General features: G+C 66.3%; 18 protein-coding genes. 7 read left to right on the top strand and 11 right to left on the bottom strand.

The features are described from left to right. Positions 1-3: 3 nt before the first annotated feature. Complete coding sequence (ilvA, locus tag OKW38_RS08360; protein WP_429360966.1) at positions 4-1,590, bottom strand: threonine ammonia-lyase, biosynthetic; 1,587 nt, start codon at positions 1,588-1,590, stop codon at positions 4-6. Between the two features lie 101 nt (positions 1,591-1,691). On the opposite strand from ilvA, the gene OKW38_RS08355 reads away from it, so the two are divergent. Beyond that, entirely contained in the window at positions 1,692-1,937 is a 246-nt protein-coding gene (locus OKW38_RS08355; RefSeq protein WP_429360964.1) for a hypothetical protein, read from the top strand. Positions 1,938-1,954: 17 nt separating this feature from the next. Here OKW38_RS08355 and OKW38_RS08350 read toward each other — a convergent pair whose 3' ends face one another. The 3 genes from OKW38_RS08350 to OKW38_RS08340 all read right to left on the bottom strand — a co-directional run bounded on the left by OKW38_RS08350 (position 1,955) and on the right by OKW38_RS08340 (position 6,400). Then, positions 1,955-3,220, bottom strand: a complete 1,266-nt coding sequence (locus OKW38_RS08350; protein ID WP_429360962.1) for a virulence factor family protein — start codon at positions 3,218-3,220, stop codon at positions 1,955-1,957. Next, positions 3,217-5,808 (bottom strand): bifunctional lysylphosphatidylglycerol flippase/synthetase MprF, encoded by a 2,592-nt coding sequence (mprF, locus tag OKW38_RS08345; RefSeq protein ID WP_429360960.1) that lies wholly within the window; start codon positions 5,806-5,808, stop codon positions 3,217-3,219. The genes OKW38_RS08350 and mprF overlap by 4 nt, the downstream gene beginning before the upstream one ends. A 448-nt stretch (positions 5,809-6,256) precedes the next feature. Beyond that, a complete protein-coding gene (locus OKW38_RS08340) occupies positions 6,257-6,400 on the bottom strand; it encodes a hypothetical protein (RefSeq protein ID WP_167368656.1) in 144 nt (47 codons plus the stop codon). Between the two features lie 229 nt (positions 6,401-6,629). Between OKW38_RS08340 and OKW38_RS08335 the strand changes: the two genes are divergently transcribed. After that, entirely contained in the window at positions 6,630-8,033 is a 1,404-nt protein-coding gene (locus OKW38_RS08335) for an MFS transporter (RefSeq protein ID WP_429360958.1), read from the top strand. A 52-nt stretch (positions 8,034-8,085) separates the two neighbouring features. On the opposite strand, the gene OKW38_RS08330 is transcribed toward OKW38_RS08335, so the two are convergent. The 6 genes from OKW38_RS08330 to OKW38_RS08305 form a co-directional block, all read right to left on the bottom strand. Continuing rightward, the gene (locus OKW38_RS08330) at positions 8,086-8,580 is read right to left on the bottom strand and encodes a DUF421 domain-containing protein (protein ID WP_090805813.1); all 495 of its coding nucleotides are present in this window, start codon (positions 8,578-8,580) and stop codon (positions 8,086-8,088) included. Between the two features lie 89 nt (positions 8,581-8,669). After that, positions 8,670-9,335, bottom strand: coding sequence for a glycosyltransferase (locus OKW38_RS08325; RefSeq protein WP_090805262.1), 666 nt, complete (start codon positions 9,333-9,335; stop codon positions 8,670-8,672). Further along, positions 9,332-9,937 (bottom strand): SAM-dependent methyltransferase, encoded by a 606-nt coding sequence (locus tag OKW38_RS08320; protein ID WP_090805264.1) that lies wholly within the window; start codon positions 9,935-9,937, stop codon positions 9,332-9,334. Before OKW38_RS08320 ends, OKW38_RS08325 begins: the two co-directional genes overlap by 4 nt. A 32-nt stretch (positions 9,938-9,969) precedes the next feature. Then, entirely contained in the window at positions 9,970-11,166 is a 1,197-nt protein-coding gene (locus OKW38_RS08315; RefSeq protein WP_429360956.1) for an acyl-CoA dehydrogenase, read from the bottom strand. 120 nt (positions 11,167-11,286) lie between these two features. Continuing rightward, complete coding sequence (locus tag OKW38_RS08310; RefSeq protein WP_429360954.1) at positions 11,287-13,260, bottom strand: hybrid sensor histidine kinase/response regulator; 1,974 nt, start codon at positions 13,258-13,260, stop codon at positions 11,287-11,289. Between the two features lie 503 nt (positions 13,261-13,763). Then, a complete protein-coding gene (locus OKW38_RS08305) occupies positions 13,764-14,822 on the bottom strand; it encodes an NAD(P)/FAD-dependent oxidoreductase (protein WP_429334709.1) in 1,059 nt (352 codons plus the stop codon). Positions 14,823-15,064: 242 nt separating this feature from the next. Between OKW38_RS08305 and OKW38_RS08300 the strand changes: the two genes are divergently transcribed. Further along, positions 15,065-15,502: a carboxymuconolactone decarboxylase family protein gene (locus OKW38_RS08300; protein WP_090805270.1), complete on the top strand. Its 438-nt coding sequence runs from the start codon at positions 15,065-15,067 to the stop codon at positions 15,500-15,502. A 41-nt stretch (positions 15,503-15,543) separates the two neighbouring features. Here the strand turns inward: OKW38_RS08300 and OKW38_RS08295 are convergent, their stop codons facing one another. Continuing rightward, a complete protein-coding gene (locus OKW38_RS08295) occupies positions 15,544-16,404 on the bottom strand; it encodes a LysR family transcriptional regulator (protein ID WP_429334710.1) in 861 nt (286 codons plus the stop codon). 151 nt (positions 16,405-16,555) lie between these two features. Here OKW38_RS08295 and OKW38_RS08290 point away from each other — a divergent pair, with 151 nt between their 5' ends. From OKW38_RS08290 to OKW38_RS08275, 4 genes are all read left to right on the top strand, one after another. Next, positions 16,556-17,953 carry a DHA2 family efflux MFS transporter permease subunit gene (locus OKW38_RS08290; protein WP_222944762.1) on the top strand — a complete coding sequence of 466 codons (1,398 nt, stop codon included), beginning with the start codon at positions 16,556-16,558 and terminating at the stop codon, positions 17,951-17,953. A 94-nt stretch (positions 17,954-18,047) separates the two neighbouring features. Beyond that, positions 18,048-18,977, top strand: coding sequence for a LysR family transcriptional regulator (locus OKW38_RS08285; RefSeq protein WP_187610541.1), 930 nt, complete (start codon positions 18,048-18,050; stop codon positions 18,975-18,977). Positions 18,978-19,054: 77 nt separating this feature from the next. Next, on the top strand, positions 19,055-19,282 hold the full coding sequence (locus OKW38_RS08280) for a hypothetical protein (protein WP_429360952.1): 228 nt from the start codon (positions 19,055-19,057) through the stop codon (positions 19,280-19,282). A 227-nt stretch (positions 19,283-19,509) separates the two neighbouring features. Continuing rightward, positions 19,510-20,703, top strand: coding sequence for a glycosyltransferase family 2 protein (locus tag OKW38_RS08275; protein ID WP_429360950.1), 1,194 nt, complete (start codon positions 19,510-19,512; stop codon positions 20,701-20,703). Positions 20,704-20,746: the final 43 nt, after the last annotated feature.

The raw sequence follows: 20,746 nt of genomic DNA, 5'->3' as shown, positions 1-20,746 counted from the left end.
CCGCTAAACGAGCTTCAATTCGCCAAGAAATAGTCGATAGACCGGATTTTTTGTCTCTTCCCAGCACGGATAGCCGAGCGTTTCGATGAAGCGCTCGAACGCCGCGTGGTCGCTCCCGGGCACCTGAATGCCGACCAGAATCGAGCTGTAGTCCGCGCCCTGGTTGCGGTAGTGGAACAGGCTGATGTTCCAGTTCGGCGCCATCGACGACAGGAATTTCATCAGCGCGCCCGGACGTTCCGGAAACTCGAAGCGAAACAGTCGTTCGTCGCGCGCGAGCGGCGAGCGGCCGCCGACCATGTAGCGGATGTGCTGCTTCGACAGTTCGTCGAAGGTCAGGTCGACGGTGGCAAAACCGTGCGCTTCGAAGGCGCCGGCGATCTGCGCCGATTCGCTGCGATTGCGGATCTGCACGCCGACGAAAATATGCGCCGAGTTCGCGTCGGCGATCCGGTAGTTGAACTCGGTGACGCTGCGCGTGCCGAGCAGCTCGCAGAAGCGCCTGAAGCTGCCGCGCTCTTCGGGGATCGTCACCGCGAAGACCGCTTCGCGCGCTTCGCCCACCTCCGCGCGTTCGGCGACGAAGCGCATGCGGTCGAAGTTCATGTTCGCGCCCGACGTGATCGCGATCAGCGTCTGGTTCTCGATGCCTTCCCGGTCGGCATACTGCTTGACGCCGGCCACCGCGAGCGAGCCCGCCGGTTCGAGCACGCTGCGCGTGTCCTGGAACACGTCCTTGATCGCGGCGCACAGCGCATCGGTGTTCACGAGCAGCACTTCGTCCAGATATTCGCGGCACAGACGGAAGGTCTCTTCGCCGACGAGCTTCACCGCGGTGCCGTCGGAGAACAGGCCCGCTTCGTTCAGCGTCACACGCTCGCCCGCCTGCAACGACGCGGCCATCGCGCACGAATCGTCGGTCTGCACGCCGATCACCTTGATCTCGGGGCGCACCGATTTCACGTAGGCGGCGACACCGGCCGCGAGACCGCCGCCGCCGATCGGCACGAAGATCGCGTGAATCGGCCCTTGGTGCTGGCTGAGGATTTCCATCGCGACGGTGCCCTGGCCGGCGATCACGTACGGATCGTCGAACGGATGCACGAAAGTCAGGCCGCGCTCTTCCTGCAGCTTGACCGCGTGACCATAGGCGTCGCTATACGACTCACCGAACTGCACGATCTCGACGGTCGGCCCGCCATGCGTGCGGATCGCGTCGACCTTGAGCTGCGGCGTCGTCACCGGCACGACGATGATCGCCTTCACGCCCATGCGTGCCGCCGATAACGCCACGCCCTGCGCATGATTGCCCGCCGACGCGGTGATCACGCCGCGACTGAGCGCCTCGGCCGGAATATGCGCCATCTTGTTGTATGCGCCGCGCAGCTTGAACGAGAACACCGGCTGGTTGTCCTCGCGCTTCAGATAGACCGGGTTGCGCAGCCGCGCCGACAGGTTCGGCGCGCGTTCGAGTTCGGTCTCGCGCGCCACGTCGTAGACGCGCGCGGTCAGGGTCTTTTTCAGGTAGTCGTGGGACGGCGCGACGCGCCCGGCCGCTGCGGCGGCCTGTTCGAGTTCGTTTAACAGCACGGCAAGCTCCTGGGTGGCAACATTCGATGCAACAACGCATCAACGGCGATCGACATCGAACGATAGCAATCGCGGCATGTTCGCCAGGAGGCAGGCAGAGAATGAACCTGAAAGCGGACATAAAAAAACCCGCCTCGTTTGGCGGGTTATGTGTGACTGCAAGTCGACGCGCGCTAACCCACCATTCGATGAATGATGCTAATAATCAGCGCAATACGGATGTCGAGGCAGTTCATGTCGGCGATCTTCGTCGACTCGGCAAGCTTTGTCAATCTCCGCGCATCTCCGCGCAGTGCGCCAGTGCCACACAAGAAAAACGGGGCGCACCGGCAAGCGCGCCCCGCTGAGACGACCAACACCGACATCAATCGCGCACGCCGCTCTGCTTTTTGAATGCCGCGAGAATGCGTTGCTCGAGCGCGTTGTAATCGCGGCCAAAGTGATGATCGCCGGTCGTGCGGATGACGTCGACGCCGGTCTTGTCGAGCGCCGGACACAGCGTGTCGGTCTCGCTCTCGCCATAGAAGCATTGAACGATCGACGGCGGCACATGCGCCAACTCGGGGCGCACATTCAGCGCCTTGTCGCTCGCGGGCATGCCGAGCCAGCCGCCGACGCGGATCTGGAAATCGGCGTCGGGCGCGAAGCCGAGCAGCGAAATCAGCGACACCTTATCGCGCTGCGCCTGCGGCAGGCGGTTATACGCGAACGGCAGCACGTCGGCGCCGAACGAATAGCCGATCAGCGCGATATGCTGCGCGTGCCAGCGCTCGCCATAGGTTTGCATCACCCGCGCGAGATCGCGGCTCGTTTGCGCGGGCGGCTTCTCGCTCCAGAAATAACGCAGGCTGTCCCAGCCGACCACCGACACGCCATCTTTCTGCAGTGCCTGCGCGATCGTCTTGTCGAGATCGCGCCAGCCGCCATCGCCGGAAATCACGATCGCCATCAAGCCGTTCGGATGCGCGGCCGGCAATTCGATCAGCGGCAGGTCGGACACGTCGTCGGCGCTGATCGAGACCGGCTGCAGATGCGGCGTCAGCAATGCAACGAGACGCGCGCGATCGGCATTGCCCGTGCTCGCCTTTTCGACGAAGCCCGGCACCTTGTCGCGAATCACGGTCGGGTCGGGCGGACACGGTTCGAAGCGCGCGTCGAGCGTGTGATCGGCGTCGACCGACACCGCGCCCGCGATCGTATTGGACGGCGCCTGCTCGAGCACGTGCATCGCGAGCGTCGCGCCCTGCCCCGTACCCGCGACGATCGGCGCGAAGTAGCGGCTCGACTGCGACTGCCGTTCGAGCTGATGGCTGAGCGCCTCGGCATCGCCCACCAGCTGATGACAGGTTTCCTTTTTCGCGGCGAGGTTGGCCGCGTAGTGCGCGGTATCGACGCCGACCGTCATCGCGCCCGCTTTCGCGAGCGCATCGGCGCTCTGCTGATCGGCTGCGCTCCAGCCGCTTGCCTGCGAATACAGCACGACGAAGCCGCGCAGCGGCCCCTCGGGCTGCGTCACGCGCACGTCGCCATAGCGGCCGCCGGGCACGGTGGTGGTGGCCGCGTGCGCGAGCGCGCCGCAATTCAGAACGCTCGCCGCGACGGCGAGCCGGAACAACGGATGCAATGTCATGAACGCCGGCCTCCTGCCAGCAGCGACAGGTCCGCGAGCGTGAAGAACACGCCCGAACCGGATGCCGCGAGATAACGCGGCTCCCAGCGCGGCTGGAACTTGCTCTTGAAAGCACGCAGTCCGCGGAAGTTGTAGAAGCGGCCGCCGAAGCGCCACACGATGCCGGCCAGCCGATGCCAGCGCGACGCGAGCGGCGTCGGCTGCACGCCGGAGAGCGGCGCAATGCCGAGACTGAGCGAGCGGAAACCCGCCTCTTTCAGATGCAGCGCGAGCTGCGTGAACAGATATTCCATCGCATACGGCGACACGCTTTCGACGTGACGCATCACGCCGACGGTCGCCTCGGTATTCATATCGGTCGTCATGAAGGTCACGAATGCGACCGGCTCGCCGTTCTGGCGCACCAGCATCACCGACTGCGCGGCCAGGTATTCGTCATGGAAAGCCGCGACCGAGAAGCTCTTCTCGCGCGCGTCGCGGCTGTCGAGCCAACCGTCGGAAATGCCGCGCAGCGTTTCGAGCGAGGCCGGCACATGGGCCTGATCGATCACTTCGACGCTAAAGCCGTCGCGCTCGCCGCGCTTGAGCGCATAGCGCAGATGCGCGCGATGCGAGCCCTTCAGATCGAAGTCGTCGAGCACGACGTGCGCTTCCTCGCCGAGCTTCATCAGCGTGAGGCCAGCGTCGAGATACAGCGGCAGCGCATTCGCGCGCACCTGGTAGAACGCGGCGCGACCGCCATGTGCATGCGCGAGCGCGACGAACTTGCTGATGAGACCCGCCCACTCTTCGCGCGGCCCCACCGGATCGTGCAACGCGGCCCACGTGCGGCCGTATTTCGCGTACATCAGGAACGCTTCGCGCGACTCCGAAAACAGGAAGCTCTTGTCGCCCATCAACGCGAGACCGGCATCGCTGCGTTCCTGCGCGCGCACGATGCGCGCGGCGTCGTGCAGATCTTCGGGCGCCGGCTTCACGAAGCGGCCCGGCGCCGGACGCAGCAATTGCCAGAACGAGAAGGTCGCGGCGAACACGCTCGCGGCGAGCGTCGCGCGCAGCGCGCGCGGCGCGCGCTCGTCGAACGCGAATTGCCACCACAGATCGCCCGTGTACGGCACGTCACGGAAAGCGAACAGCATGATCCACGTCGCGAACATCAGCACCATCGCGACCGACACGAGCCAGCCGGCCGTGAAACGCTCCGCGAACAGCGACGAATGACGGTTGAAGCGCTTGCGCGTCGCGAGCAGCAGCACGATCAGCATGCCGAGCACACCGGCTTCGACGAACGCGAGACCCTTGGTCAGCGACAGCGCGAGGCTCAGCAACGCGAGCGCGAGCGTCATCCACCATGCCGCATCGAGCCGCCGCAGCAGGCCGCGCGCGACGAACAGCAGCAGCACGCCGAGCACGCTGCATAGCATCTGCGAGCTTTCGAGCACCCACAGCGGCACCAGGTCGCGCAGCATATGAATGCGCTGCCAGAACGCCGGCGTCGCGCTCGAAATGACCAGCATGCCGCCGACCACGAACGTGACGAGGCTCAGAAACAGCGGCGCGAGTTCCGACACGCGCTGCGCCTGCAACATCGACAGACGATTCTTCAGCGCGCGCCCCTCGAAGCCCGCGAGCAGCGCCGCGGAGACGATCAGCGGCACGCCGAAATAGATCGCGCGATACGCGAGCAGCGCAGCGACCATCTGATGCATCGGCACGCTGCCGCTCAGCGTGAACACCATCGCCGCTTCGAACACGCCGACGCCGCCTGGCGTATGGCCAATCAGGCCGAGCAGCATCGCGGCCGCGTAGACGGTGATGAAGCCGACGAAGCTCACGTTCGCATGCGGCAGCAATGCCCACAACGCGAGGCCCGCGGCGACCACGTCGAGCACCGCCAGCGCAACCTGCGCGAGCAGATCGCGGCGCGCGGGAATATCGAACGAGAGCCACTGCCAGCGCGTGCGGATCGGCCGGGTTTGCCGACGGCACGCGGCCGCGGCGAGCGCCAGCGCGAGCAGCAGCGCAGCGCCGCTCCAGCGCAGCGCGACTGGCGGCAGATGCAGCATCGGCGCGAGCTGGCCCGCCATGCAGACCATGCCCAGCGCGGTCATCAAGACGAGGGCGAGCGCGAGCGACACGCTCGTAAACACCGTCATGCGGCCGATCTGCGCGGGCGTGATGTTCGCGACGCCGTACACGCGCGCGCGCACCGCTCCGCCCGTCAGCGCGCCGAAACCGGTCGCATTGCCGAGCGCCGAACCGGCCGTCGCGCCGACCCACAGCGCCGCGCGCGGCACGCTCGCGCCGAGATAGCGCAGGCCGACCGCGTCGCGCCCGACCAAAACGACGTAGCTGAGCGCGGTCGCGCCGAGCGCACCGATCCACTCGCGCGCCGACAGCTGGCGCAGTTCGCGGATCACCGAACGGTAATTCACTGCCTCGGACAGATGCTGCAGCACGACCAGCAGCAACCCGCAAATGACGAGCGCGAGCACGGGCGACAGAAGGCCCCGGCTGCCAAGCGCTTTCGATGCACGGCCGAGCAGCGCCGGGAGGCGCTCGAAGCTGTGTTGAAGTCGGTGGAACATGGTCAATGCGGGCCTTGCGAGGAGCGGTCGCGGCGACGGGTCGTCACGCGCGGTATCGCCTGTGGCGGCGATTACAAAGTGATAACGGCAAAACGTGCAAAAGGTTGACAGCATTAGCAATTTTGCCGTCGGTTCACTTGCGCGTCGCGTGTCAAAAGCGCGCGATTGTAATGCTTCCTCGCGTGATGCGAGGCATCGGGCCGGCGCAACCGCGGCATCAAGATCACGGCTGGGCGTGCCGTCATCAGGAGCGGAAGCACGATATCAGGAAGGGAAACGGCGATGGCAGCCCGGAATTGGCTGACGGCGGGCGTCTATCTGGTGGGACTGGGGAGCCGACTCGCTGAACGTGCTCCGCTTGGCGGGGCCAGAAAGCACAATGCCCGCTACTCGAGCGGGCATTGACACGACAGCAGGGCCTTGCGGGGCCCGCGCGGGAAACTCGCGCTTAGTTCGGGCGACGGTACGCTTCGGCGATCACTGCGCAGTTCTGCAGGTGGAGGTTCAGCGCATGCAGCGCCAGCGCGCGCAGCTTGCCGAAGAACGTGTTGGCAGCGGGGGTGGAACTGACGGCATTCGATGCGGTGTTCATGGCGACTCCTTATCAGGGTTTATACCTACGGAATAACCCGATTATAGCGATCTCGTGCCGCAGCGCAACAAAACAATATTTTTTGGCGACGTCGCGATGCCAACGTCGCGTACCGGATACGGAAAATTCGTAAAGGGGCCGCATCGGTCGTGCAGGTATTAACAATCCGCACCGTACAGGTGCAATAATGCCCCCTTTGCCTGCGACGCTTCGCCGCAGGCTCGCCGATATGACCGTCGCCCAGACCCAAAAAGCTCTGATTGCGCCTCTTATCGTCGCGTGCGCCATGTTCATGGAAAGCGTCGACGCCAACGTGATCGTCACCGCGCTGCCGGCCATGGCACGCGATTTCGGGCGCGATCCGGTCGCGCTGAAGATCGCGGTGACAAGCTACGTGCTCGGGCTCGGCGTGTTCATCCCGGTATGCGGCTGGCTCGCCGACAAGTTCGGCGCGCGCACGGTATTCCGCACCGCGATCGGCGTCTTCGTGACGGGCTCGTTGTTGTGCGCCGCGTCGAACTCGCTTGCCACTTTCACGGTTGCGCGTTTCATCCAGGGCGTCGGCGGCGCGATGATGGTGCCCGTCGGGCGCATCATCATCTTTCGCGTGGTGGAGAAAGCCGACTTCATCCGCGCGATGAATTACCTGAGCGTGCCCGCAATGCTCGGCCCCGCCGCCGGTCCGCTGCTCGGCGGCTTCATCACCACGTATCTGCACTGGCGGCTGATCTTCTTCATCAACGTGCCAATCGGCATTCTCGGCATCTATCTGACCAATCGCTATATCGCCAATACGCGCGAGCCCGACCCCGGCCCGCTCGACTGGATCGGCTTCCTGCTGTCGGCGGCGGGCGCGGTGCTGCTGTTGCTCGGCTTGTCGCTGGTCGGCGGCGAAGTGATTTCGAATACGGACGCGTTCGGCATGTGCGCGCTCGGCGCGGCGCTGCTCGCGATCTACGTCGCGTATGCGCAGCGCGTCGCACTGCCGCTTCTGGATTTGCGTTTTTTCAAGGTGCCGACTTTCCAGGCGAGCGTGCTCGGCGGCTCGCTATTTCGCATCGGTCTCGGCGCGTTGCCGTTCCTGCTGCCGCTGCTGCTGCAGGAAGGCCACGGCATGAGCGCGTTCCAATCGGGGCTGATCACCTGCGCGTCCGCGTTCGGCGGCATGTTCATGCGCACGATCGCCTCCACGGTGCTGCGCCGCTTCGGCTTTCGCCAGGTGCTCGTGTTCAACGCCGCGCTATCGGGCATTTCGATCGCCGCGTGCGGGCTGTTTTTCCCGCACACGCCGACGTGGATCATCTGGGTCGTCGTGTTGCTCGGCGGCTTCTTCCCCGCGTTGCAGTTCACGAGCCTCAATTCGCTGACCTACGCGGAGATCGCGAGCCGCGACGTCGGCCGCGCGACGAGCCTCGGCAGCGTCGTGCAGCAGATGTCGCTCGGCCTCGGCGTGACGGTCGGCGGCATCGTGCTGCAGATTTCGCGCGCGCTGCATGGGCATCCGAGCATCACCTGGTCGGATTTCTGGCCCGCGTTTCTCGTGGTCGGGCTATGCTCGTTCGCGTCGATTCCGGTCACGCTGCGCCTGCCGCGCGGCGCGGGCGCGGAGATTTCGCGAGGCGGGCGCGGCTGAGCCGGCTACCGTGTCCCCGCGCGAGCGCCCCGCTCTTCACGGGTTCGGGCGCTCACGCGCGCTTGCGAATCACGCTCACTTCGCCATTGCGTTCGAGAATCGCGGCGGCCACGTCGTCCATCGAGCGCGAGCCGGTTTTCTGCCGCACGCTTTCCTCGATGTCGGTGCGCGTGACGAGCGCCGCGTGCATTTCGTTCGCGTGGAACTTGCCGTCGCTGAACACCTCGCGCTCGGCGCCGCCCACCAGCAGCTCGAAGCGGCGCGAGCGTATGAACGACCACGCGAGCACCCGGTGACACACGACGATCGCGAACGACGCGACGACGGTCGCGATAAACGGCGACGCACCGACGATCGCGCGGCTCAGCGTCGCGCCGAGCAGAATCACGACGACCGAATCGAACGGCGAGCGCTGCCCGAATGAACGGCGCCCCGATACACGGATCAGCGCGAGCGCGATCACGAACACGGCGATCGAGCGCATACCCATCTGCAACGGATCGAGCTCCCTGCCTTGGCCGAATAGAACGAAAAACGCGTCCATCATGTTCGTCCTCCCCGCGGCGGATTGCCGTGCGAATGTTCTGGTGTCCGGATAGTTGCGAGCGAGACGAGCCCGCGACGCGTCGCCGTCGCTCAGGCCAGCGCGCCGTCCGTCGCCCACGAAATGAGCGTATCGCCGAAACCGCCGCTCACGCGGGCCACGGTGCGCGCGCTCGTGGTCACGCGCGGCGCGGCGCTCCACGCGATGCGCGCGCCGGTCGCGATCAGGCGATCGACGAGCGCGGCATCCTCGCTGCACTTGAGCGGCGGAAAGCCGCCCGCGCGCCGATAGGCGTCGGCGGAAACGCCGAGATTCGCGCCGTGCACATGCCGATGTCCGTCGGCGTCGACATACGTCTTGCGAAAATATTCGCGCACGCTGTGCGGATGCGCGCTCCAGTCGTCGACGGCGATCGAGCCGCACACCGCATCGGCGCCGAGCGCCAGTTGCGCGGCCAGCCAACCGGGCGACACGCGGCTGTCGGCATCGGTAAACGCCAGCCAGCGCGCGCCGTGCGCGAGCAGAAGCGACGCGCCGAGCGCTCGCGCGATCCCGACGTTGCGCGCCTTCAGCGTCAGCGTCTGCACGCCGTAAGCGCGCGCGATCGCCCCGCTGAAATCGCTGCACGCGTCGAGCGCAACGACGATCCGCACCTCCTCGCCGGCGAGCGCTTCGTGTCGCGACGCTTCGAGCAAGGCCGCGAGGCAGCGTGCGAGCAACGTCTCTTCGTTATGCGCCGGAACGATCACGCCGATCATAGAAGCCCCTCGCGCTGGGCGACCGAACGTGCGTCGCGCGACCACACGTCGATCAGCAAGTCGGCTTCGTCGTGATGCGCGAGACGCGCGAGACCGCAGCGTGCATCGAATAGCGCGTGCGCATGGTCGGCGGATTCGCGCGCTTCGGCGAACGGCCGGCGCCAATGACAGGCGAGCAGCGTGCCGTCCGGCGTCAGCGACCCGGCGATGCGCGCGGCCAGCGTTTCGAGCTCGGCCGCGTCGAGGTAGTACGCGAACTCGCTGATCACGATCAGATCGAACGGCCCGTGCTCCGTCGGCCAGTCGCGCGGCACCCTGCGCTGCTCGATCCGCACGTTCGATGCGCCCGCCACGCGTTCACACGCAAGCTCGACGGCGCGCGCGTGCAGATCGGCGGCGAGCAGCGCGTCGCAGCGCGTCGCGAGCCCGGCCGTCAACTCGCCGTTCGCGCAGCCCGGTTCGAACGCGTTGCGATAGCGCGCCCGCGGCAGCAACGCGAGCGTCAGCGAACGCTTGCGGCGTTCGTACCAGCCTTCGCGCAAACGCCACGGATCGTCGCTGCGTCGGTAGAGTTCATCGAAGTACGGCGCCGTCGAGTTCATCTCAGCGATCCTCCCAAGGCAGGGGGAAAAAGTCATGGCGTCCACGGCGCGAGTGTTTGCGAAGACGCCTGATGCGATGCCGGCGCGGCAGTCGTGTCAGCGGCCTCGACGAGCCGTTCGCCGAGCGCTGCGAGGTCGCGTTCCGCGTGGCTCTGCCGCAGAAACACCGGCAGGTCGGCGAGCGCCCGCGCGAAGCGTGCGTCGCGGCACAACGGGCCCGCGCCGAGCGCGCGTGTCGCGTGCTCGATCACGGCGCTCGCGGCCTGCTCGACGGCCAGACGCGCGCGCAACACGCGCGTCGCTGCATCGGCCGACGGCTGCGCGTCGATCCACGCGGCGGTTTCGCGCAGCAGCGCGGCGGCCGACTGCAAGGCGACATCGGTCGCACCGAGATGAGCGAGCCGATGCGCGTCCGCGTGCCGGGCGCACGCGTCGCGCAGCGTGCGCGCGATTTGCGCGGCCGCGCCGTACCAGCACGCGGCGATACCGGCGCCGCCATGCCAGAAGCCCGCGCGGCGCAGATACGCATGCGGCGCGCCGACGAGCGTCGCCACGGTGTCTTTGAACGTGACATCCGCGCTCGCGGTCGCCTGCATGCCGACGGCCTGCCACTTCGATGTATCGATCGAGATCGAGCTCTGATCCAGCGCGAGCGCCGCGAGCACGGGCTCGTCGTCGCGCCATGCGCTCACGAGCGCATGGGTGAGCGCCTGCGCGCCGGAGCACCAGGCTTTGGTGCCGGACAGGCGCACCTGCGCGCCCTCGCCGGCAACGGTCCGGATTCCTTCGTCGATGGCGCGCACCCGCGCGTGCGGCGCTTCGGCGGCCCACACGCCCCAGCGGCTTGCCGCGGGCGGCAGCGGACCATTGAGCTCGGCGAGAATCGCGAGCGCATCGGTATGGCCTTCGAACAGTTTGACGAGGCCGAGGTCGCATGCGGCGACGGCGGCCAGCGCGCGCCAGCGCACCAGCGTCTCCCCATGCCCCGGCCATGGCAAGGTCGGCGCGCGATCGTAGCCGCGCTCGATCAGATCAGCGAGCAGTGCTCCGAGGGCAGCGGGATCGTCCGCATCGAAACGCGCGTCGCGCAGAAAATCGTCGAGCGAGATAGCAGGCTTGCCGGGCTGCGGCGCGCGGGCGCTCGCGCGTAGTGCGCGGCCACCGTGTTGATTTGAGACCTGCCGTGACTGGGCCTTGAAGCTGGCCGCGTGGTCGCGCGTGTCGAGCATCGTGCCTCCCTGCACCGGTTAGATCCACGGCCCGCCGGGCGGCGGCGGACTGGAACGTATGCAGCGTCGCAGCAAACACCGTGCCCCGGCTGGCGAGGCAGCCGCGCAGCGAAACAGCGGCTATTTCCCGCCGCTTCCGCTCAGACGTCCATCCGCCTTCACGAGCAACGCGTCGAGGACCGCCATCTCGACCGGCTTCACGAGGTGCGCATGGAAACCCGCGTGGCGAGTTCGATCGAGATCGCTCGCATGGCCGAAACCCGTCATCGCCGCGTACATCGTGCGCGACATCTCGGGCCGCGCGCGCATCGCCGCGAGCGTCGCATAGCCATCCATCTTCGGCATCGCGAGGTCGATCAGCGCGAGATGCGGCGAGAAGCGCGGAGCGATATGCAGGGCCTGCTCGCCCTCGTAGGCGATACGCACCTCGTGGCCCTTCAGTTCGAGCAGCATCGCGAGGCTGTCGGCCGAATCGCGATTGTCGTCGACGAGGAGAATGCGCAGCGGCTGCACGTGGGGCGCGGCATCGATCGTGCCGCTCTCCGCGGTGTCGGACTGCGCGGAAGCGAGCGGCAGACTCAGCGTGAACGTGCTGCCGAGTCCCAGTCCTTCGCTGCTCGCGACGATGCTGCCACCATGCATTTCGACGAGCGACTTGCACAGCGTCAGGCCGATCCCAAGGCCGCCCTCGCCGAAATTTTGCCCTTCCTTCTCCTGCGCGAACAGTTCGAAGATCTTGTCGAGCGAGCGCACCGGAATGCCGCAGCCGGGGTCGCGCACTTCGAGCACCGCCATACGGAAGTCCACACGTCCCTGCATCTCGATCGCGCTGCCGTTCGGCGAAAACTTCGACGCGTTGTGCAGGAGGTTTTGCAGGACCTGCACGAGCCTCGTCATGTCGCCGCGAATCATCACGGGAGCGTCGGGTACATGCGCGACCACGCGCTGCTCGCGCGAGTCGGTGAAGGGCCGCGCCGCTTCGATCGCGCGCGCGACGAGCTCGGCGAGATCGACGCGCGCAATACGCAGTTCGACCTTGTCGGACATGATGCGGCCGATATCGAGCAGATCGTCGACGAGTCGCGTCAGGTGGGTGACCTGGCGATCGATCAGATCGCGCGCCCGCGCGACCACCGGGCTCAGATCGGTTTCCATCTGCATCGTGCCGACCGCGTTGCGCACCGGCGCGAGCGGATTGCGCAGTTCGTGCGCGAGCGTCGCGAGAAATTCGCGCATGCGCTCCCCGGAGCGCTCCAGTTCCTCGCGCCGGCGCCGCTCGGTCAAATCGCGCGTGACCTTGGCGAAGCCGCGCAAGCGTCGCGATTCGTCATAGACGGCCGTGATGATCACGTTGGCCCAGAACGTCGAACCGTCCTTGCGCATGCGCCAGCCTTCGTCTTCGACGGCGCCGATCTGGCGCGCGATCGCCAGCTCGCGCGCGGGCTTGCCGGCCGCGGCCTCCTCGGGCACATAGAACTGCGAGAAGTGCCGGCCGACGATTTCGTCGTGCGTATAGCCCTTGATGCGCGCGGCGCCCGAATTCCAACTGACGACGAAGCCTTGCGGATCGAGCATGAAGATCGCGTAGTCCTTCACGCTATCGACGAGCAGACGGAAGCGCTCCTCGCTCTGGCGCAGCGCTTCGAGGTATTCGCGCTGCGCGGTCAGGTCGCGCGTGATCTTCGCGAAGCCCGTGACCGCGCCCTTCTCGTTGCGGATCGCGGTGATCACGACGTTCGCCCAGAACGTCGTGCCGTCCTTGCGCACGCGCCAGCCTTCGTCTTCGAAACGGCCGGTCAGCGCAGCCTGTTCCAGCTCGTAGGTCGGCCAGCCGCGCGCGACGGCTTCCTCGGTATAGAAGCGCGAGAAATGCTGGCCGACGATCTCGCTTTCCGTGTAGCCCTTCAGCTTCTGCGCGCCGGCATTCCAGCTGACGATGTTGCCCTTCGCATCGAGCAGAAAGATCGCGTAGTCCGAAATCGCCTGCACGAGCGACAAATAATCGATGCCGACGGGCGCCGACGGCGCGGCCTCGGCCTGCACTCGAACGCGCTCGGCGTGGTCGTGGGAAGAAGAAGCTTCGAGCTGGGTCATGGCGGACACGTCATTGGAACTTTCGTTTTAAGCAAACCTCGCGCCTGGCCGGCGGCGAAGCCGTCGCGCAAGCGCTTGCGCGGTCCACGGAGGGGCCGGGATGCGTCGCCAAGGGCGCGCGCGCGCCGGCTGACAAGGCGCCAAGCTTATAACGGCGAGCCTCGCGATAGCTAGCGGGTCATGACGGAAAACGTCGCCGCGCTGCGGTTTCGGCTTTCCGTTTTGCCCTTCGTTGGCAAAAACAGGCGTGTCGATTGAAAAAGGTATTCACGACGCGGCGGGCTGCGCGATCGGCCACCATGAGGCCAGCAAGAAAGAAAGACAAGGCCGCGAGCGCCGCGGCCGCTGCGAGTCGACCCGCTGGAAAATACTGCCAGCCGCGAGGAACACGAGCAGATAACAGCGGGCCGACCGTCGCGTGATGCCAACGGCCGGCCCGGCTCGACATCGCTGAGAATCGGCACACGTCGCCAATCGAAACTGCTGCTGCGCTGGCGCGCCCGTCAAGCCGCCGCGCCGATCTTTTCCGCGAGCTTCGCGTCGTAGCTCGAATGGACATGCACGCGTTTCCTGTCGGGATACGCGTACGCGTACGCCTTGCGCAGCGCGAGCGACGCCTCGTGAAAGCCCGACAGGATCAGCTTCTGCTTGTTCGGATAGTTCGCGATGTCGCCGGCGGCGAAGATGCCCGGCCGCGAGCTTTCGTAGTTCGAAGTATCAACGTCGACGCGCCCGCCATGAAGCGTCAGTCCCCACTGCGCGATCGGTCCGAGATCGGCGACGAGTCCATACAGCGCGATCAGATGTTCGGCTTCGAGCTGTGTCTCGCCGTTGACCTGCCGCAGCGTCAGCGAACGCAGCGTGCCGTCTTCCACATCGAGCGCCGCGATCCCGCCGACGACGAAGTCCATCTCGCCAGCGTCGACCGCGCGCCGCATCAGCTCGACGCTCGAATCGGCCGCGCTGAAGCCGGCGCGCCGATGCACGAGGGTCACGCGCCGCGCGACCTTGCGTAGTGCCAGCGCCCAGTCGAGCGCCGAATCGCCGCCGCCCGCGACGACCACGTTTTTGTCGGCGAAATCGGCGAGGCGCGGCACGCTGTAGTGCACGTAGCGCTTTTCCAGCGGCACGGCCTCGGGGAGCGGGAGCTTTTGCGGGACGAACGCGCCGTTACCGGCGGCGAGCAGGATCGCCGCGACGTCGAACACGAGGCCGCGCTGCGTGCGCACGGTCCAGCGTCCGTCGTCGCGCTGCTCGACCGTGTCGACGCGCTGCTCGAGATGAATCGGCACATCGAACGGCTTGCACTGCGCGACCAGTCGCTCGACCAGTTCGCGCGCGGTGCACGACGCAATCGCGGGGATATCGTAGATCGGCTTGTCGGGATACAGCTCGATGCATTGGCCGCCGACCCGTCCGAGTATGTCGACGATCTGACAGGTGAGGCCGATCACGCCGGCCTCGAATGCCGCGAACAGAGCCACGGGACCGGCGCCGACGATCAGGACATCGGTGCGGATCGGCGAGGTGGGCACAGCGGACGGGTCGGCGGCAACGGTCATGGGGCAGGTCTCCGGATCACGGTGAAAGGCGCAATGGAAGCGTCGATGACCCACCATACCGAATCGGCCTGCACGCGGCAACGATGCCATCGTCGACGGTAAGGGTGCTGGGCGTGCCCGCTCAACGCCCGAAAGTGGCTACCTGAAAATACCTGGAATCGGCCATTCTTATGATCCAAACGACGGACTAAGCTAACACCTGTCCGATGCATCGCATCGTCCAACCCGCCCAGGAGCCCATCATGGAACAACGTCTCGACTTCTACAAAGCCAATCCCGCCGCGATCAAATCGCTGCTCGGCGTCGAAGAGCGCATCGGCAAATCGTCGCTCGAAAAATCGCTGACCGAACTGGTGCGGTTGCGCGCGTCGCAGATCAACGGCTGCGCGTATTGCGTCGATATGCATACGGCGGACGCGCGCAAGGGCGGCGAAACCGAGCGGCGTCTCGCGACCGTCGTCGTGTGGCGCGAAACGCCGTTCTTCACGGACCGCGAACGCGCGGCGCTCGAGTGGACCGAAGCGCTCACGCTGGTGTCCCACGATCATGTGCCCGACGCGGTATGGCAGGCAGTGCGGCCGCGTTTCAGCGACGAGGAACTGGTCGACCTGACGCTGCTCGTCTCGGCGATCAATGCATGGAACCGCTTCGCGATCTCGTTCCGGAAGATGCCGGCCTGAGCGGCGGCATAACGGCAGCATGAGGCGACGCACTGCCCGCCTCACTCCCCGATCCACGACCCACGCAGATCGCTGTCATGCAGCAACTGCAGCAGCGTGCCCGCCGGGCGACTCAAGCGCTTCGCCGCCAGCGCGATGAATTCCACCGACGGCAGCGTCGGCAGTCCGGCCGCATTCAACGGCGGCGCGAGGCCGCGCGCGGCCAGATACTGCGGCCGCACGGTGATGCCGAGTCCGCCGCGCGCGGCCGCGATACAGCCGGAATGACTGCTGCTCGTGCAGACGATCTGCCAGCTCGCGCCGGCTTCGGCGAGCGCATCGAGCACGACCGCGCGCGTCACGCTCGGCTCGGCGACCAGAATCAGCGGCAGCGGCCGACTCAGATCGACGAGCGTGCCGGTCCGCGCGAGCCATTCGAGACGCCCGGTGAAGAGCGGCACGCCGCGCCGGTCACCGAGCCGACGCTTGCCGACCAGCAGATCGATCGCGCCCGCGTCGAGCAACTCGTAGAGCCTGCCCGTCATGCCGATCGTGATTTCCAGTTCGACGTCGGGATGCGCGTTGCGAAACGCCGCGAGCACGGTGGGGAGCGGGCCGAGCGCGATGTCGTCCGACGAGCCGAGCCGCACGCGCCCCCTCAGACGCGGCGCGCGAAACTGCGATTCCGCGCGCGACAGCGCCTGCAGGATCACGCTCGCATGCGCGAGCATCGCTTCGCCGTCGGGTGTCATCGCGAGCGAATGGGTGTCGCGCACGAACAGGCGCCGGCCCACGCTCTGTTCGAGGCGCCGGATATGTTCGCTGACGCTCGACTGCGTCAGGTCGAGCCGCCGCCCCGCTTCGGTGAAGCTATGGCAAGCCGCGACGGTCGAGAAGGTCTTGAGCCAGATTGGATTGAGCATGCGTGATTGTCGCGCTGCTTATCGGCATTGTCGATAACAGTCAGCGGGCTTAGTGGGGTTCCCGATTGACGAGGATGTCAATAAGATGACGGAATTCCGCCTGGCCCCGCTCTGGCGGCGCTTTGCCGCCGCCGCGCCCACTGTCGAAAACATGACCAAGGATTCCTCTCAAACTGCCCTACTATGGATCGTCGCCGCCGGCTTCTTCATGCAGTCGCTGGACACGACGATCGTCAACACCGCGCTGCCGTCGATCGCGAACAGCCTGCGCGTCGCGCCGCTCGCGATGCAACCGGTCGTCGTCGCCTACACGCTGACGATGGCGATGCTGACGCCCGCCTCCGGCTGGCTTGCCGACCGCTTCGGCACCCGCCGCGTCTATTTCGCCGCCATTCTCGTGTTCGTGCTCGGCTCGATCTGCTGCTCGAGCGCGCACACGCTCGGCCAGCTCGTGATGGCGCGCGTGCTGCAAGGCCTCGGCGGCTCGATGCTGCTGCCGATCGGACGCCTCGCGGTGCTGCGCAGCGTGTCGGGCGAGCAATACGTGTCGGCGCTCGCGTTCATATCGATCGCGGGGCAGCTCGGCCCGATCGCCGGGCCAACGCTCGGCGGCTGGTTCGTGCAGGCGATCACGTGGCACTGGATCTTTCTGATCAACGTGCCGATCGGCGCGCTCGGTCTGTACGCGGTGCACCGCTTTCTGCCGTCGCATGACGAGGCGCAGGCGCCGCCGTTCGATGTGATCGGCTGCGCCCTGCTGTCGTCGTGCATGATCGCGTTTTCGCTCGCGATCGACGCGCCGGTCCCTTCGCATCGCGCGGCGTGGTCGGCGGGGCTGTTCGCGTTGGCCGTCGCCAGCGCGCTCGCCTACATTCCGTACGCCAGAAACCGCCGCGATCCGCTGTTCAAGCTGTCGCTGTTCGGCGAGCCGAACTTCAGCGTCGGCCTGATCGGCAACCTCGTATGCCGGGTCGGTTCGAGCGCGGTGCCGTTCCTCGTGCCGCTGCTGCTGCAATTGCAGCTCGGCTACTCGCCGCTGCACTCGGGTCTGATGATGCTGCCCGCGGCACTCGCCGGCACGCTCGCGAAACGCTGGATCGCGCCGCTCGTGCGCCGCTACGGCTACGACACCTTCCTGCTCGTCAACACGGTCATCGTCGGCTCGGCGATCGTCGCGTTCTCGCTGATTTCGCTCGGCACACCGCTCGTGATCGAAATCGCGATCCTCGCGGTGTTCGGCGCGGCCAACTCGATGCAGTTCGCGGCGATGAACAGTGTCACGCTGAAGGACCTGTCGCACGAAGACGCCGGCATGGGCAATAGCCTGTTCTCGATGGTGCAGATGCTTGCGATCGGGCTTGGCGTGTCGATCGGCGGCGGGCTCGTCAATCTGTTCGCGGCGCAATGGTCGGCGGCGCTCGGCTTCCGGCTCGCATTCGTGTGCGTCGGCGCGATCACGCTCGTGTCCGCGTGGATCTTCCGCCACCTCGACGACCCGTCGGGCACGCGCGTGATTCGCGGCCAGGCTGCGCCGAGCGCGGCGCGTTGAGACCCGACGCGTTTCATCGCATGCCGGCGCATGCATTCGAAAGGTCTTGGCGTTAGCATGTCGGGCATCCATGGCTACCAGGCAGGGAGCCCCGATGCCATTTGATGAGCGCGTGCTGAACGGCATGGGCGTCCTGACTGCGATCGTCGATTGCGGCAGTTTCGCGGCCGCCGGTGAAGCGCTCGACATGTCGCAATCGGGCGTAAGCCGCTCGGTCGCCCGGCTCGAAGCACGCCTCGGCATTCGTCTGTTCGACCGCACCACGCGCTCGGTCACGCTGACCGACGAAGGCCGGCGTTTCTACGAGCAGATCGTGCCGCTGCTCGGCGGACTCGAGGAAGCCGCCGCCTCCGCCGCGCACGGCGCAACCGCGGTGCGGGGCCGTCTGCGCGTCAACATGGACCCGTTCTTTTCGCGGCTCGTGCTCGGGCCGCGCCTCGGCGGCTTCATCGACAAACATCCGGACCTGCAGCTCGAACTCGTCACGCGCGACCAGTTGGGTGACATGGTCGGGGACGGCTTCGATGTCGCGATCCGCTTCGGCGACCCGCCGGTGTCGACGCTCGTCGCCCGCAAGCTGCTCGATACGCGCATCCTGACCGTCGCGGCGCCGTCGTATCTGAAGAAGCATGGCAAGCCGGCGAATCCGGGCGAGCTCGAAGACGGCCGGCATATCTGCATCAAGTTTCGCGATCCGCTCACCGGTTATCCGTTCAGTTGGGAATTCCATCGCGGCCGCAAGCAGCTCGCGCTGACGCCGCAGGGGCGGCTGACCGTCAACGACGTCGGCACGCTGCATAGCGTATGCATCGCGGGCCAGGGCATCGCGCAGATTCTCGCGCTCGGCGCGGAGTCGCTGCTCGCGAGCGGCAAGCTGATCGAGCTCTTTCCGGACTGGGGCGACGAGGTGTACCCGCTGTATGCGCTGTATCCGTCACGGCACCATCCGCCGGCCAAGGTGCGCGTGTTTCTCGACTTCATCATGTCGCTGACGGGCGGCAGGCCGCGCCACGCGGTTGCCTGAGCGCGGAACGTCTGTTTGCTCCCGCCCGGGTCCGCCTCTTGCTGCCGGAGGTTTGTCTTCCCTCCAGGAGAGCAGCGATGAGCAAAACGACGGAAAAATCCCAAGGCGAAGCAAAAAGCGCGGCCGACAACGAATCGAAAAGCGAGGCCAGCGCCCAGACCGAGAATTCCGCGCATCCGCACCGCGCCGTGCATAGCGACAACGCGAAGAGCAAGATGCCCGAGCGCCACGACGAAGGTCACAAGCAGTCTCCGGCGGACCGTCCGGGCAAAAAGTCCGGCGAGGGCGAACCGTCAGTCGGTTGAAAAAATAGAACCCTATATCAGAGCGGCCCTGGCTGCGTCGCGCACCCGGGCCGCATCACTTTTCCCTTCCAGCACCTTTCTGTAAGCAAACATTTCTTCCTCATTTTTACCGAATATTTTTTTGACGCCTTGGACTATTTTGCTGCTTGCAGCAAGGTGTGCGCCCTGCGAACCGGCTGCCGCTTTCCGCCGGTTTTTGCCGCTTCCGATCGATAAAAGGCGTCATCATGTCCAACGCGTCAAGTTCTCCCCTCGCCCGTGCGGCGCTCGCCCATGTGTCCATCTGCGTGCCCACCTGCAATCGTCCCGACCTGCTGATCGAATGCATCGACTCGTGCCTCGCGCAAAGCTATCCGCATGTCGAAATCGTGATTGGCGACGATTCGACGGACGCGCGCTCGCGGCAACTGATCTTGCAGCGTTACCGCGACGAGCCGCGCGTGCGCTACGAGAAGCACGAGCCGCCGCTTGGCCAGGCGCGCAATGTGTCGAGCCTGTTCGAGCGGGCGCGCGGCGACAAGATCCTGCTGATCCACGACGACGATCTGCTGACGAGCGACGCCGTCGACAAACTCGTGTCGTTATGGCAGCGCTATCCGCGGCTCGATGCGGCATTCGGTGCGCAATACGAAGCGGATCACGATGGCGCGATCGATCTCGCCGCGAGCGCGCGCCTGAACGAGGCGTTCCGGCGCACTGAGGCCCGCGAGGGTCTCCAGCCGCTCGCGGGCCGCACCGGCCTGATCCAGATGTTTCCGAACAATGGCTGGATGGCCGACGCGCGGCTCGTCAAGCGGGTCGGCTACGACGCGCGGTATGGCGTCTGCTGCGACTACGTGTTCGGCACCGAGCTATGCCTGGCCGCGCGCGAGGTGTTTTATCTGCACGACTATGTGTCGGTGTATCGGAAGACCGCGACGTCGGTTTCGCACAGCACACGCGGCACGAGCATGGCCGCAACGTTGAGTGCCTATGCGTTCGTGAAGTCGCTGCGTCTGCCGGCGCCGCTCGAACCGTCGCGGCGGCAGGCGCTGCTGCGGCTCGTACCGATCGTGGTGTCGATTCACGCGAGCAGCGGCGAGGTGCGTGCGGGCTGGCGCATCGCGCGCGCGCATCTGTTCGCCTATAACTACGGCTTTAGCGCGCGGCTTTACTACCATCTGCTGATGCTGGCGCGCGCGGCCTGGCGCGGCCGTCTGCCGATGCCGCGCGCCGCGGCCGATGCTGTCGCCGGCGTAGCGGCGACGCCGTCGATGGCGACGGTCGCGGCCGTTGGCGCGGCCACGGTGAATGAGGCCGCGAGGGTCGATGAGTTCGTCGACGATGGAACAGGCCGAGAGCTTGCGCGACCTGCTGCATGCGTGGGGGAGACGGATCGCCGTCAGTTGAGCGAAGCGCGCTGCTCCTCGCTTGCGGATTGACGCGCAAACGTCGATGCCATGAAAAACGGCGGCCCGGTTGCCC

It is taken from the genome of Paraburkholderia sp. MM5496-R1 (assembly GCF_050436205.1).
In the GTDB taxonomy this organism is placed as follows: domain Bacteria; phylum Pseudomonadota; class Gammaproteobacteria; order Burkholderiales; family Burkholderiaceae; genus Paraburkholderia; species Paraburkholderia tuberum.
This window is presented reverse-complemented; position numbering and strand designations above follow the sequence as displayed.